General features: G+C 68.8%; 11 protein-coding genes, 4 tRNA genes and 1 pseudogene. 4 read left to right on the top strand and 12 right to left on the bottom strand.

The features are described from left to right. Positions 1-71 precede the first annotated feature (71 nt). The 11 genes and pseudogenes from ACKTTN_RS14300 to ACKTTN_RS14250 form a co-directional block, all read right to left on the bottom strand. Positions 72-147: transfer RNA gene (locus ACKTTN_RS14300), tRNA-Thr, on the bottom strand. 32 nt (positions 148-179) lie between these two features. After that, positions 180-253 (bottom strand) — tRNA-Gly (locus ACKTTN_RS14295). 64 nt (positions 254-317) lie between these two features. Continuing rightward, positions 318-403 (bottom strand) — tRNA-Tyr (locus ACKTTN_RS14290). Between the two features lie 80 nt (positions 404-483). Continuing rightward, positions 484-1,575 carry a redox-regulated ATPase YchF gene (gene ychF, locus ACKTTN_RS14285; protein ID WP_407910576.1) on the bottom strand — a complete coding sequence of 364 codons (1,092 nt, stop codon included), beginning with the start codon at positions 1,573-1,575 and terminating at the stop codon, positions 484-486. A 67-nt stretch (positions 1,576-1,642) separates the two neighbouring features. Continuing rightward, a complete protein-coding gene (gene pth, locus ACKTTN_RS14280; protein WP_407910575.1) occupies positions 1,643-2,224 on the bottom strand; it encodes an aminoacyl-tRNA hydrolase in 582 nt (193 codons plus the stop codon). A 60-nt stretch (positions 2,225-2,284) separates the two neighbouring features. Further along, entirely contained in the window at positions 2,285-2,908 is a 624-nt protein-coding gene (locus ACKTTN_RS14275) for a 50S ribosomal protein L25/general stress protein Ctc (RefSeq protein WP_407910574.1), read from the bottom strand. 96 nt (positions 2,909-3,004) lie between these two features. Continuing rightward, positions 3,005-3,964 carry a ribose-phosphate diphosphokinase gene (locus ACKTTN_RS14270; protein ID WP_407910573.1) on the bottom strand — a complete coding sequence of 320 codons (960 nt, stop codon included), beginning with the start codon at positions 3,962-3,964 and terminating at the stop codon, positions 3,005-3,007. 91 nt (positions 3,965-4,055) lie between these two features. Next, positions 4,056-4,131 (bottom strand) — tRNA-Gln (locus ACKTTN_RS14265). 29 nt (positions 4,132-4,160) lie between these two features. After that, positions 4,161-5,039, bottom strand: a complete 879-nt coding sequence (ispE, locus tag ACKTTN_RS14260) for a 4-(cytidine 5'-diphospho)-2-C-methyl-D-erythritol kinase (protein WP_407910572.1) — start codon at positions 5,037-5,039, stop codon at positions 4,161-4,163. After that, positions 5,036-5,686: a lipoprotein insertase outer membrane protein LolB gene (lolB, locus tag ACKTTN_RS14255; protein WP_407910571.1), complete on the bottom strand. Its 651-nt coding sequence runs from the start codon at positions 5,684-5,686 to the stop codon at positions 5,036-5,038. The genes ispE and lolB overlap by 4 nt, the downstream gene beginning before the upstream one ends. A 143-nt stretch (positions 5,687-5,829) precedes the next feature. Beyond that, positions 5,830-7,515 (bottom strand): annotated as a pseudogene (locus tag ACKTTN_RS14250) (tetratricopeptide repeat protein); the annotation flags it as partial. 93 nt (positions 7,516-7,608) lie between these two features. Between ACKTTN_RS14250 and hemA the strand changes: the two are divergent. The 4 genes from hemA to ACKTTN_RS14230 all read left to right on the top strand — a co-directional run bounded on the left by hemA (position 7,609) and on the right by ACKTTN_RS14230 (position 12,272). Then, a complete protein-coding gene (gene hemA, locus ACKTTN_RS14245) occupies positions 7,609-8,874 on the top strand; it encodes a glutamyl-tRNA reductase (RefSeq protein ID WP_407910570.1) in 1,266 nt (421 codons plus the stop codon). 66 nt (positions 8,875-8,940) lie between these two features. Then, positions 8,941-10,026: a peptide chain release factor 1 gene (gene prfA, locus ACKTTN_RS14240; RefSeq protein ID WP_407910569.1), complete on the top strand. Its 1,086-nt coding sequence runs from the start codon at positions 8,941-8,943 to the stop codon at positions 10,024-10,026. A gap of 61 nt (positions 10,027-10,087) precedes the next feature. Further along, positions 10,088-10,552 (top strand): GNAT family N-acetyltransferase, encoded by a 465-nt coding sequence (locus tag ACKTTN_RS14235; RefSeq protein WP_407910568.1) that lies wholly within the window; start codon positions 10,088-10,090, stop codon positions 10,550-10,552. Positions 10,553-10,556: 4 nt separating this feature from the next. Continuing rightward, the gene (locus tag ACKTTN_RS14230; RefSeq protein ID WP_407910567.1) at positions 10,557-12,272 is read left to right on the top strand and encodes an O-linked N-acetylglucosamine transferase, SPINDLY family protein; all 1,716 of its coding nucleotides are present in this window, start codon (positions 10,557-10,559) and stop codon (positions 12,270-12,272) included. Here the strand turns inward: ACKTTN_RS14230 and ACKTTN_RS14225 are convergent. Continuing rightward, the gene (locus tag ACKTTN_RS14225; protein ID WP_407910566.1) at positions 12,269-12,550 is read right to left on the bottom strand and encodes a hypothetical protein; all 282 of its coding nucleotides are present in this window, start codon (positions 12,548-12,550) and stop codon (positions 12,269-12,271) included. The two genes, ACKTTN_RS14230 and ACKTTN_RS14225, sit on opposite strands and share 4 nt — an antisense overlap. Between the last annotated feature and the right edge of the window lie 27 nt (positions 12,551-12,577).

Here is a 12,577-nt window from a genome sequence, read left to right as displayed (position 1 = left end):
TCGAACTTACCCTTGGCCATGGTTCCGTCTCGTTGGGGCGCTTCGCGAGAAGCGTTCGTTGGTTTGCGAAATGGTGCTCACGAAAGGAATCGAACCTTCGACCTCCTCCTTACCAAGGAGGTGCTCTACCGACTGAGCTACGTGAGCGAAAACGTTGCGGTGTCTGTCGCGGCGTTCAATGGAGCGGGAGACGGGAATCGAACCCGCACCATCAGCTTGGAAGGCTGAGGTTCTACCGTTGAACTACTCCCGCGCCGGACGAACCGCTTGGGCACTGCGCCGATGGTTGGTAACGCCATCGGTTTCAAACAAAACGCTGGTGGAGGGAGGTGGATTCGAACCACCGAAGGCGTAAGCCAGCAGATTTACAGTCTGCCCCCGTTGGCCGCTTGGGTATCCCTCCGAAGAGCCCGCAATTCTGGCCGACCGTTCGGGGCAAGTCAACGGACCGTTCACTTCTCCGGACGTGGGCCGAACGGCCGGTCAGACGTTGAAGCGGAAGTGCAGTACGTCGCCTTCCTGCACGCGGTACTCCTTGCCTTCCAGCCGCAGGCGGCCAGCGTCGCGCGCGCCGGCCTCGCCCTTGTACTTGAGGAAATCGTCGAAGCCGATGGTCTCGGCGCGGATGAATCCCTTCTCGAAATCGGTGTGGATGACGCCCGCTGCCTGCGGCGCGGTCGACCCGGCCTTCACCGTCCAGGCGCGGACTTCCTTGACGCCGGCGGTGAAATAGGTCTGCAGGCCGAGCAGCTTGTAGGCGGCGCGGATGACGCGGTTCAGGCCCGGCTCGTCGAGACCGAGGTCGGTCAGGAACGCGTCGCGGTCGGCGTCGTCCAGCTGGCTCAGCTCTTCCTCGATTGCGGCCGACACCGGCACCACCTCGGCGCCCTCGCCCTTCGCACGCTCGCGGACCGCGTCGAGGTGCGGATTGTTCTCGAAGCCGTCTTCCAGGACGTTGGCGACGTACAGCACCGGTTTGATGGTGATCAGGAACAGATCGCGAACGGCCGCCTTGTCCTCGTCCGACAGACCCAGCGCGCGCGCGGCCTTGCCCTGGTCGAGGCCCGCGCGGATGCGGCTCAGCACCTCGACGCGCACCTTCGCGTCCTTGTCGCCGGTCTTGGCCGAGCGCTCGGCGCGCTGCAGGGCCTTGTCGACGGACTCCAGATCGGCGAGCGCGAGCTCGGTGTCGATCGTGTCGATGTCGGCGATCGGGTCGACCTTGTTGTTGACGTGGATGACGTCGGCGTTCTCGAAGCAGCGCACGACGTGGGTGATCGCGTCGACCTCACGGATATGCGCGAGGAACTTGTTGCCCAGGCCCTCGCCCGACGCCGCACCGGCAACGAGGCCGGCGATGTCGACGAATTCCACCGCGGTCGGAATGACCTTCTGCGGCTTCACGATTTCCGCGAGCTGCCCGAGGCGCGGATCCGGCACGGGCACGATGCCGACGTTGGGCTCGATCGTGCAGAACGGGAAGTTGGCCGCGGCGATGCCGGCCTTGGTCAGCGCGTTGAAGAGGGTCGACTTGCCGACGTTCGGCAGGCCGACGATGCCGCATTTAATGCCCATGACGGGGCTCCGGTATTCAAACGGAAAAGCGGAAGCGGCCGGGATCCAGCGGCTTCCGCATGCCCGCTCAGGCTTTCGCGGTGTTGAGGCGCTTCATCGCCTCGTTGACGTCGCCGGCGACCGCCAGCGGCAGCACGTCAAGCGCGTCGTCGATCGAACGCAGGATCATGGACTCATCGGCAGGCGATGGCTTGCCGAGCACCCAGCCGACAACCTTGTCCTTGTGGCCGGGATGGCCGATGCCGACGCGCAGCCGGTGGAACTTGCCGTGGCCGAGCAGCCGCATGGTGTCGCGCAGGCCGTTCTGGCCGCCGTGGCCGCCGTCGAACTTGAGGCGCGCGATGCCGGGCGCGAGATCGAGTTCGTCGTGCGCGAGCAGCGCGTCTTCCGGCTCGATCTTGAAGAAGCGCAGCGCGGCGGTGACCGACTTGCCCGAGAGATTCATGAAGGTGGCGGGCTTGAGCAGCCACACCGACGTGCCGCCGATGTCGACCTTGCACGCCTCGCCGAACAGCTTGGACTCGATGCGGAACTGCGCGCCGTACTTGCGTGCGAGTTCGTCCACGAACCAGAACCCGGCGTTGTGCCGCTGGCGCGCGTGCTCGGCTCCGGGATTGCCCAGCCCGACGATGAGTTTCAAACCGGCCATCACGTGATCCGCAGACGCGAACGGGCCGGCCACGAAGGCCGGCCCGTCCGGTTGAAGCGATTACTTCTTGTCGCCTTCCGCGGCCGGCGTCGCGTCTTCTTCGGACGTACGCGCAGCCTTGGCAATGACGACGGCAACGTCGTGTTCCTTGCCCAGCTTCAGCTCCGGCAGCTCGACGCCCTTGGGCAGCTTGATGTCGGACAGGTGGACGATGTCGCCCTGCTTCAGGTTGGACAGGTCGAGCTCGATGAACTCCGGAAGATCCTTCGGCAGGCAGCTCACGGTGACTTCGTTGAGCTCGTGCGTGACGACCACTTCGGTCGACTTGCCGGCCGGCGACTTTTCCTGGTTCAGGAAGTGCAGCGGCACCGACGCGCGCAGCGTCTGGTTGGCGTCGACGCGCTGGAAGTCGAGGTGGACGATCAGCTGCTTGTACGGGTGGCGCTGCATGTCACGCAGCAGCACGCTCTCGACCTTGCCTTCGATATCGAGCGACAGGATCGACGAGTAGAACCACTCGTTCTGGCTGGCGAGCCAGATCTTCTCGTGATCGAGCTGGATCTGCTTCGGTTCGGCGCTACCGCCGTAGACGATGGCCGGGATGCTCGCTGCACGGCGCAGACGGCGGCTCGCACCCTTCCCTGCGTCGTTGCGGCCCGTGGCCTTGATGATGTGTTCGGACATTTCAGTTACTCACTTTCTAGCGATGAATCGCCTCGCGGCGATGGTGTGACTCACCCGCGACCAGGTGAGCCGGTTGCGGCCTCGCGGCCGCGAAACTTAGTCGACGTACAACGAGCTCACCGATTCGCCGAACGCCACGCGCCGGATCGTTTCGGCGAGCAGCTCGGCGACGCTGAGCTGGCGGATCTTGCTGCAGGCGCGCGCGGCGTCCGACAGCTTGATCGTGTCGGTAACGACCAGCTCGTCGAGCTGCGAATTGGTGACGTTGCTGATCGCCGCGCCCGACAGCACCGGATGCGTGCAGTAGGCGACGACCTTCAACGCACCGCGTTCCTTCAGCGCACCCGCGGCGGCGCACAACGTGCCCGCAGTGTCGACGATGTCGTCGACCAGCACGCAGGTCTTGCCGGCGACGTCGCCGATGATGTTCATCACCGTCGCGACGTTCGCCTTCGGACGGCGCTTGTCGATGATCGCGAGCTCCGCGTCATCGAGTCGCTTGGCGATCGCACGCGCGCGCACCACGCCGCCGACGTCGGGCGAGACCACGATCAGGTTGTCGGTGCCGTGCGCGCGCCAGATGTCGGCGAGCAGCAGGGGCGACGCGTACACGTTGTCGACCGGGATATCGAAAAAGCCCTGGATCTGGTCGGCGTGCAGATCCACCGTAAGCACGCGATCGGTACCGACCGCGCTGAACATCTTGGCCGCCACCTTCGCCGTGATCGGCACGCGCGAGCTGCGCGGGCGGCGATCCTGGCGCGCGTAACCGAAGTACGGCACCACCGCGGTGATGTTCATGACCGACGCACGCTTGAGCGCGTCGATCAGGACCAGCAGTTCCATGAAATTCTCGGCCGTCGGCGCGTTCGTCGGCTGGATGACGAACACTTCCTGGCGACGCACGTTTTCTTCGATCTCGACCTGCACTTCGCCGTCGGAGAACGTACCGACCAGCGCCTTGCCGGGCCGCACGCCGAGCTCCTTGCACACGGCTTCGGCGAGCGGGCGATTGGCGTTGCCGCTGAAGACGAGAAGATTGCGATCTTTGTGCATGGCGGCCGGCAATCGGAAAGGAAACGGAGTTCGGTCAGATGCACGGCGTGGGCGAAGCGCGCGTCGCGCCATCGTCCACAGCCGTCGCTAATGGCAGGGGCGGAAGGATTCGAACCTTCGCGTGCCAGGATCAAAACCTGGTGCCTTAACCACTTGGCGACGCCCCTGTCGTTGTCGAACGCGGTGACGGCGCGTATTACGGCGACGCCTGGAACCTTTCGAGTGCCCGGTGCAACGGCGACACCGCGGCGCCGGCGACGAGCCGACAATGCAGGGTCGGCGGCAGCCGACGGAGTGCGGCCTCGGCCAACTCGCGCGAGGCGAATTCGACAAAGCACCCACTACCCGAACCGGTCAGTCGTGCCGCGCCCACCTGCGACAGCGTCGCCAGCACGGTGTCGACCACCGGCTCACGCGCGCGCAGCACGGGCTCGAAGGCATTCCCGAGCCGGCCACTCCGGGGGTCGCCCCCCGCAACGAAGTCCGCCATTTTCAAGGGCGGTGAATCGCGCGTCAAATCGGGAGATGCGAAAAGAGCGGCCGTCGGGCAATGCACACCAGGCTCGGCGATGAGATACCAGGCGGGGCGGAGCTCGATCGGCGTCAGGACTTCGCCGATGCCTTCGGCCCAGGCATTGCGACCGAGCACGAAAACCGGGACGTCCGCGCCGAGCGTCAAGCCCAGCCCGGCCAGCCGGTCGAGCGGCCAATCGAGACCCCACAGCCGGTTGAGCGCGACCAGGACGGTCGCCGCGTCCGACGAGCCGCCGCCGAAGCCGCCGCCGGCGGGAATGTTCTTTTCGACGACGATGTCGACACCTTGGGCGGCGTCCGCGGCTTTTTGCAGCGCGATCGCTGCGCGAATCGCCAAGTCCTGCCCGGCCTCTACACCGGTCGCGCCCTCGCCGACCCGCTCGATCCGGCCGTCCGCTCGCGGGCGTAGCCGGATGGTGTCGCCCCACTCGAGCAGCCGGAAGACCGTCTGCAGCCGGTGGTAGCCGTCCTCGCGACGGCCGGTGATGTGCAGGAACAGGTTGAGCTTGGCCGGCGCAGGCCAGGCGGTCCACTCGCTCATGGCGCGTTGGCGTCGTCCGTCCAGCGGTCGACCACCAACCGGACGCGCGCGTCGTCGCGGCGGGCCTCGATGCGGCTCGGCAGCGCCGCGGCAGCGTCGGCCGGCCAGATGTAGTCGATGGTCCAGCCCGATTCGGCGAGATGCGCGAGGCGGCCGTCGGCGCCGAACTGCACGGTCGCAGCGGCGGGATCACCCCGCAGGCCGCGCACCCATGCCGGCAGCGACGCCACCGGAATACTCCAGCCGGTCGCTTGGCGCAGCAGGCTTTCGGCGTCCGCACCTTCGCGCGGGCCACCGGGCAGGCCGTCGAGCACCGCCCGGCCCGGTTCACCGTGCAGGCGCCAGCCCTGATGGGTGATGGGCGCGGTCAGCTCGATGTCGAAGCGCGGGCCGTCCTGTCGCCATTCGATGCGGCCGCTGCCGGCGTCGCGGGCGTTGGAGACGGCAATGCGCCCGTCGAGGCCCCAGCGGGTCTGCGTGGCGAGCTCGCGTTCGCGCTGCTCCTGACGCGCGCTCGCGGCATCGGACGCGACCGGCGGCGTCGTGACCCGCGTGGTCGCGCAACCGGCCGTGGCCAATGCGAGGACGACGGCAGCGATGCGAATGACGGGAAACCGCGCCGCGAAGGGCATCAGGGAAGGCGTCACGGCGTCCGGCCCGTCGACTGTGCGGGCGTTGCGGCCGCGGACGCATCCGGCTTGGCCGGGGTCGCGGGCGTCGTCGCGGGCGTCGTCGCGGGCGTCGTCGCGGGCGTCGTCGCGGGCGTCGTCGCGGGCAACGGCGCCAGCGTCGCTCCGGTCTTCTGCAGCGCGCGGGCCAGTGAGCGGTTGTCGGGATCGATGCGACGCGAATCCTCGAAGTAGCGGCGCGCTTCGTCCTTGCGATCGAGCACCCACAGCACTTCGCCGACGTGCGCGGCGATCTCGGCATCCTTCTGCATCGTGTACGCGCGCTGCAGTTCCACCAGCGCGTCGGCCGGCTTGCCGAGCCGGTAGAGCACCCAACCGTAGCTGTCGACGATCGCGGCGTTGTTCGGCTCCGCGGCGCGTGCGCGATTGATCAGCTCCAGCGCCTCGCGATAGCGCGTGGTGCGGTCGGCTAGCGTGTAGCCGAGCGCGTTCAACGTCGCCACGTTGTCCGGCTGGCCGACCAGGATGCGGCGCAGGTCAGCTTCCGCGCGCGGGATGTCGTCGCGGCGTTCCCATGTCAGTCCACGGGCATAGAGCAGGTCCGGATCGTCCGGGAACGCCGCGAGGCCGCGCGCGAAGGCGTCCATCTCGCGGGCGTCGTCCTTGTCCTTCGCCCAGAGGCCGGCTTCGAGCGTGTAGGCGGCGCGGCGGACGTCGTCCTCGGCGGACGCGTCCTGTTGCAGGTCGTGCAGGGCGTCGATCGCCTTCTTGCCGCGACCGAGTTCGTGCAGCACGTTCGCGGTGCGCAGACGCGCGGTCCAGCGCTGCGGGCCGCCCGGCACGGAGCCGTACCACTCGAGCGCGGCGTCGTAATGCTTGAGGTATTCGGCGAGCTGGCCCAGCAGCAGGCGGCGATCCGGCTCCGGGCGCTGCGCATTGCGCGACAACTCGTCGTAGAGCTGCTGCAGGCGCACGCGATCGTCGACGCGTGCGTACAGCGATGCGCGCAGCTGGTACGTCTGGTCGTCCTGCGGGCCGGCGGCCAGCGTGTCGGCGGCGGCCGCGGAATCGCCCAGCGCGTCGTATTCGCGGGCGACCAGCAGGCGCAGGTCGGCGTCGGTTTCGGCCGCGGCGCGCAGCGAATCGATCGTCGCCTTGGCCTCGGCGTTCTTGCCGTCCTCGCGCAGCTGGCTGGCCTTGAGCAGGGTGACGCGCGGGTCGCGCGGGAAACGCGTGATCACTTCATTGACGATGCGATCGGCCAGTGCGGGCTGCTGCAAGCGCTGCGCGAGGCCGCCAAGCGCCAGCCACGCGGGCAGCGTCGATGGCACGGCATTGGTGTCGAGCAGGCGGGTGACGACGTTCGCCGCCTGTTTCGGCGTCTTCGCGCCGCCGGCGAGCGTACCGATCGCCAGCCGCCAGCCATCGTCGGACTGCGCGAACAGCGCGGTGAGCTCGCGCGTGGCGCCGGCTTCGTCGCCGCGGTGCAGGGCCAGCGTGCCCTGCGCGACGCGGACGTCGGCGGTGTCGTCGGCCTTGGGGCCGAGCAGCTCGCGCCAGAGCTTCAGGGCGTCGGCGGCGCGACGGTCGTTCTTGGCGACCAGCGCGATCCCCGTGGCGCGCTCGGCCAGGGCGACATCGCGCGCCGAGCGGGCGGCGGCCAGATAGCCGGCGGCGGCTTCGTCCAGCTTGCCCGCCTGCAGGGCGAATTCGCCCGACAGCAGCGGCTGCAGCGGCAGGTCGGTGGCGGGCGCCGGCTTGGCGGCGGGCGCGGCCATGGCCGGCAGCGCGAGCACAATCGCGAGGGCCAGGCTGAACCGTTTGATCGAACGCAAAACGAGAGGCATGCGCACCCGGGATACTGGTCTCGAAGGTTGCAGCACCTGCACCGGTAGAATGCCGGGCCTGCCGCCGCAGCTTAGCGCACGCCCCTGTAACGAATGGGTTTCCACGTCATCGGCCTCAATCACTCCACCGCGCCCGTCGACGTGCGCGAACGGGTGGCGTTTGCCGGCGACGCGCTGAACGGCGCGCTCGACGAGCTGCGCGCGATGCCTGAAGTGAGCGAAGCGGCGCTGCTGTCGACATGCAACCGCACCGAGCTGTACGTCGAATCCGACGACGACGGCACCGCGCTCGCGCAGTGGCTAGCGACGCGCTCTTCAGTCGGCCCCGACCTGCACGCCTACCTCTATCGCCATCGCGACGCCGACGCGGTGCGCCATCTGTTCCGCGTCGCCACCGGGCTGGATTCGCTGGTGCTCGGTGAGCCGCAGATCCTCGGGCAGGTGAAGGACGCCTGGGCGACGGCACGCGCCGCCGGCACGCTGGGCACGCGGCTCGATCGCCTGTTCCAGCACGCTTTCAGCACCGCCAAGCGCGCGCGCACCGACACGCGCATCGGTGCCAATCCCGTGTCCGTCGCGTCGACCGCGGTGAAGCTGGCGCAGGAGTCATTCGCGCCACTCGACGCATCGACCGTGCTGCTGATCGGCGCAGGCGAAACCATCGAACTCGCCGCACGCCATCTCGTGCAGGCGCGCGCGAAACGATTGCTCGTCGCCAACCGCACGCTCGCGCACGCGCAGGATCTCGCGCAGCGCCACGGCGGTTATGCGTTGCCGCTCGACGACCTCGACAAGCACCTCGCCGAAGCCGACGTCGTGATCAGCGCGACCGCCAGCCGCGAGCCGATCCTGCGCGCCGTGCAGGTGGAAACCGCGCTCGCCGCGCGTCGTCGGCGACCGATGCTGCTGCTCGACCTGGCGGTCCCGCGCGACGTCGCCGCCGATGTCGCGCAGCTCTCGGACGTCTTCCTCTACACCGTCGACGACCTCGAACGCGCGATCGAAGACAACCGTCGCAGTCGTCGCGAGGCCGCGGACGAGGCCGAAGCGATCGTCGAACTGCAGGTCGCGCGCTTCCGCGAAAAACTCGATGTCGGCGCACGTACCGAACCGGTCAAGCGCATCCGTTCGCATGGCGAACTCGCGCGCGCCGACGTGCTGGCGAAAGCGAAACAGCAGCTGGCATCGGGCATGTCGCCCGAGGACGCGTTGGAATTTCTCGCACACACACTCACCAACCGCCTGCTGCACGCGCCCACCGTCGCGGTGCGCGACGCCGCGGTGCAGGGCGACACCGAGCTCCCGCGCGCGGTCGAACGCCTGTTCCCGAGCGCGCCGGGCAGCGACGCCGAGCGTTAGCGACGCCAACCTCGTCGTCGCACGGTCGCATCGCGATCGCCCTGCCCCGTCGCCCGGTGTCCTGCAATGAACCCTTCCCTGCGTCGCAAACTCGAAGTGCTCGCCGAACGTCGCGAGGAACTCGAGCGCCTGCTCGCCGATCCCACCGTCATCAACGACGCCGGGCAGTTCCGTCGCCTCTCGCGCGAGTTCTCGCAGCTCGAGCCGGTCGCGAGCGCGCTCGCCGACGAACAGCGCGCACGCGACGATCTCGCGGCCGCGCGGGCGATGCGCGACGACCCGGAGATGCGCGAACTCGCCGACGAGGAGATCGACGCCGCATCGCAGCGCCTGGAACAGCTCGAAGCCGAACTGCTCGCGCACCTGATACCGAAGGATCCGCGCGACGAAGGCGATCTCTACCTCGAAGTGCGCGCCGGTACCGGCGGCGACGAGGCGGCGATCTTCGCGGGCGATCTGTTCCGCATGTATTCGCGCTACGCCGAGCGCCAGGGTTGGCGCATCGACGTCGAATCGGCGAGCCCCGGTGAGCACGGCGGCTTCAAGGAAGTCATCGCGCGCGTCGAAGGCACCGGCGCGTACTCGCGATTGAAGTTCGAATCCGGTACGCACCGCGTGCAGCGCGTTCCGGCCACGGAATCGCAGGGTCGCATCCACACGTCGGCGGCCACCGTCGCGATCATTCCGGTCGAAGCCGACGAAGCGCCGATCGAGATCTCGGCCGCCGAACTGCGCGTCGACACGTATCGCTCGTCCGGCGCCGGCGGCCAGCACGTCAACAAGACCGACTCGGCGATCCGCATCACCCACCTGCCGAGCGGCATCGTCGTTGAAAGCCAGACCGAACGCAGTCAGCACGCCAACCGCGACAAGGCCATGAAGCGGCTGCGCGCGATGCTTGCCGACGCGCAGATCGCGAAAGCGGCCGCCGCGCAGGCGGAGACGCGCAAGTTGCAGGTCGGCAGCGGCGATCGCAGCCAGCGCATCCGCACCTACAGCTTTCCGCAGGGCCGCATCACCGACCACCGCGTCGACGGCCTCACGCTGTACGACCTGCCGAACGTGATCGAAGGTGCGCTGGATCCGTTGCTCGACCGCCTGCAGCAGGAACACCAGGCCGACGAACTCGCGCGCCTGACCTCCGCGGGCTGATCACCGGCATTCCATCGCGCCGCCGGGTCACAATGCGCGCTACTCGAGCCATGGATCGCCGATGACCATCGACCTCAGCATCCGCCGCGCGACGACGGGCGACGACATCGACGCCGCCGCACGCCTGTTCGACGCCTATCGCCAGTTCTACGGCCAGCGCACGGACGTCGCCGCGGGTCGCGCCTTCCTCGCCGAACGCGTGGCGCAGCACGAGTCGGTGCTGCTCGTCGCATGGCAGGGCGAACGCGCGGTGGGCTTCACCCAGCTCTATCCGATGTTCTCGTCCGTGCGCATGGCGCCGGTGTTCGTGCTCAACGATCTGTATGTCGATGCACCGGCGCGCCGCAGCGGCGTTGCGCGTCGCCTGCTCGACGCCGCCGCGGCCGCGGCGCGCGCGGTGGGCGCCCATCGCATCGTGCTGGAAACGTCGATCGACAACCTGGCGGCGCGTGCGCTGTACCGCGACGCCGGATGGGACGAGGAATCGACGCAGTGGTACGGGCTCGACCTCGCCGCGCCGCATTGACCGCATGAGCGACGAACGCCAGCTCGCGCGCCAGCACGTCGAACGCGCGCCGCACGACGCGATGGCGTGGATCGTGCTGGCCGAAGCCGAAGTCGACGCGGGCGACGCGGTTGCCGGGGAACGTGCATCGCGTCGCGCGCTGCAGCTGCGACCCGGGCATCCGGAAGCACTCGCGCGGCTCGGCCGCGCACAGTCGATGCTCGGGCGAGCGGAGGACGCCGTCGAAAGCCTGCTGCAGGCCGCGCACGCAGCGCCGCAACATCCCGGGATCGCGGTGTGGCTCGGGCACGCGCTCGAGGATGTCCGCCGCGTCGAGGAAGCCGCGGAGGCCTTCGCGCACGCGCATCGGCTGATGCCGGACGAACCGATGGTGGCCTCGTACCTGCTGGCCGCGCGCCGACGCCTGTGCGACTGGCGCGACGTCGACGCACTGTCGGCACAGGTTCGCACCGCGGTGCGTCGACGGCAGGCGCCGGTCGAGCCATTCGCGTTCCTCAGCGAGGACGCGACGCCGGCGGAACAACTGCAGTGCGCGCAGCTGCGTGCGTCGGTGATCGCGCAGGCGGTGCGTCCGCTGCCGGCGGTGGACCGCGCCTCGCGCAGCGGCGAGCCGGTGCGGCTGGGGTTCCTGTCGAACGGCTTCGGCGCGCACCCGACCGGACTGCTTACGGTCGCGTTCTTGGAGGCGCTGGCGCACGTCGCCGGCATCGAGGCGCACACGTTCGCGCTGATGCCCGACGACGCGAGCCCGATCCGTGCGCGCATCGCCGCCGCGACGCAGCTGCACGATGTCGCGCACCGTGCGCATGGCGACGTTGCCCGTTGCATCCGCGATGCGCGCATCGACGTGCTGTTCGACCTGCGCGGCTGGGGGGGCGGCGGCGTGCCGGAAGTTCTGGCGATGCGCCCGGCGCCCGTGCAGGTGAACTGGCTCGCGTATCCCGGTACGTCGGGCGCGCCGTGGATGGACTACGTCATCGCCGATCGCACGGTCCTGCCGCGCGAACTCACGCCGCACTTCAGCGAGCACGTAGCGTGGCTGCCGCATGCGTTCCAGCCGTCAGACACCACCCGTGAGCCAGCACCCGCGCCAAGCCGTGCGGAATGCGACCTGCCCGAATCCGGCGTCGTCTACGCCTGCTTCAACAACAGCTACAAGCTCAATGCGACGAGCATGCGCCGCATGTTCGACGTGCTGCGCGCCGTCGATGGCAGCGTGCTGTGGGTGCTGCGCGGGCCGGGGCGCGCGGACGATCGCCTGCGCGATGCGGCGCGTGCCGCGGGCGTCGACCCCTCGCGCCTGGTGTTCATGTTCAAGCAGCCGCAACCGGCCTACCTCGCACGTTGCCGACTCGCCGACCTGTTCCTCGACACTTCGCCGTACAACGCGCACACCACCGCGTCGGACGCGCTGTGGGCGGGTTGCCCGGTGCTGACGCGCCCCGGTGACACGTTCGCATCACGCGTTGCCGCGAGCCTGCTGCACACGCTCGGGCTCGACGATCTCATCGCGCCTGACGACGGGCGTTTCGTCGAGCGTGCCGTCGACCTGGGCGGCGACGCGAACGCGCGCATCGCGCTCAGGCAACGTCTCGACGATGCGCGCCGCACGTCGCCGCTGTTCGACATGCAAGGCTTCGCCCGCGACTTCGCGGATCTCGCGCAGCGCATGGCGATGACCTGGCGCGATGGCGACGCGCCGCGACCGATGCTTGACTAACCCACGCCTTCGCGTTCGGTGATGCGCCGGTTGCGGCGAAAGATCAGCTGGCCGACGACGCCGGTCAGCAACAGCACCGCATTCGTGAACACGAACACGCCATTACCCAGCATCCAGCTGTAGATGACGAAGCCGACGCTCGCGCACATCTGCCCGATGAACAGCCAGCGCGACACGCCCTCCGTCGTGCGTTCGCGCCACTGCGTGTAGACCTGCCGCGACAGCGTGGCGATCAAGACGGCGGACGCGCCCCAGCCGATGGCGTCGGCGAGGTTCATGGATGGCGGGGATGGATCTGCATGTGG

This window comes from Lysobacter claricitrinus, from assembly GCF_045866565.1.
Taxonomy (GTDB): domain Bacteria; phylum Pseudomonadota; class Gammaproteobacteria; order Xanthomonadales; family Xanthomonadaceae; genus Cognatilysobacter; species Cognatilysobacter claricitrinus.
This window is presented reverse-complemented; position numbering and strand designations above follow the sequence as displayed.

Excerpts from the sequence above, each read along its gene's own strand:
- prfA (WP_407910569.1), top strand. The coding sequence starts at position 8,941 with ATGAACCCTTCCCTGCGTCGCAAACTCGAAGTGCTCGCCGAACGTCGC.
- ACKTTN_RS14225 (WP_407910566.1), bottom strand. The coding sequence starts at position 12,550 with ATGAACCTCGCCGACGCCATCGGCTGGGGCGCGTCCGCCGTCTTGATC.
- pth (WP_407910575.1), bottom strand. The coding sequence starts at position 2,224 with ATGGCCGGTTTGAAACTCATCGTCGGGCTGGGCAATCCCGGAGCCGAG.
- ACKTTN_RS14230 (WP_407910567.1), top strand. The coding sequence starts at position 10,557 with ATGAGCGACGAACGCCAGCTCGCGCGCCAGCACGTCGAACGCGCGCCG.
- ACKTTN_RS14235 (WP_407910568.1), top strand. The coding sequence starts at position 10,088 with ATGACCATCGACCTCAGCATCCGCCGCGCGACGACGGGCGACGACATC.
- ACKTTN_RS14275 (WP_407910574.1), bottom strand. The coding sequence starts at position 2,908 with ATGTCCGAACACATCATCAAGGCCACGGGCCGCAACGACGCAGGGAAG.
- ychF (WP_407910576.1), bottom strand. The coding sequence starts at position 1,575 with ATGGGCATTAAATGCGGCATCGTCGGCCTGCCGAACGTCGGCAAGTCG.
- ispE (WP_407910572.1), bottom strand. The coding sequence starts at position 5,039 with ATGAGCGAGTGGACCGCCTGGCCTGCGCCGGCCAAGCTCAACCTGTTC.
- ACKTTN_RS14270 (WP_407910573.1), bottom strand. The coding sequence starts at position 3,964 with ATGCACAAAGATCGCAATCTTCTCGTCTTCAGCGGCAACGCCAATCGC.
- hemA (WP_407910570.1), top strand. The coding sequence starts at position 7,609 with ATGGGTTTCCACGTCATCGGCCTCAATCACTCCACCGCGCCCGTCGAC.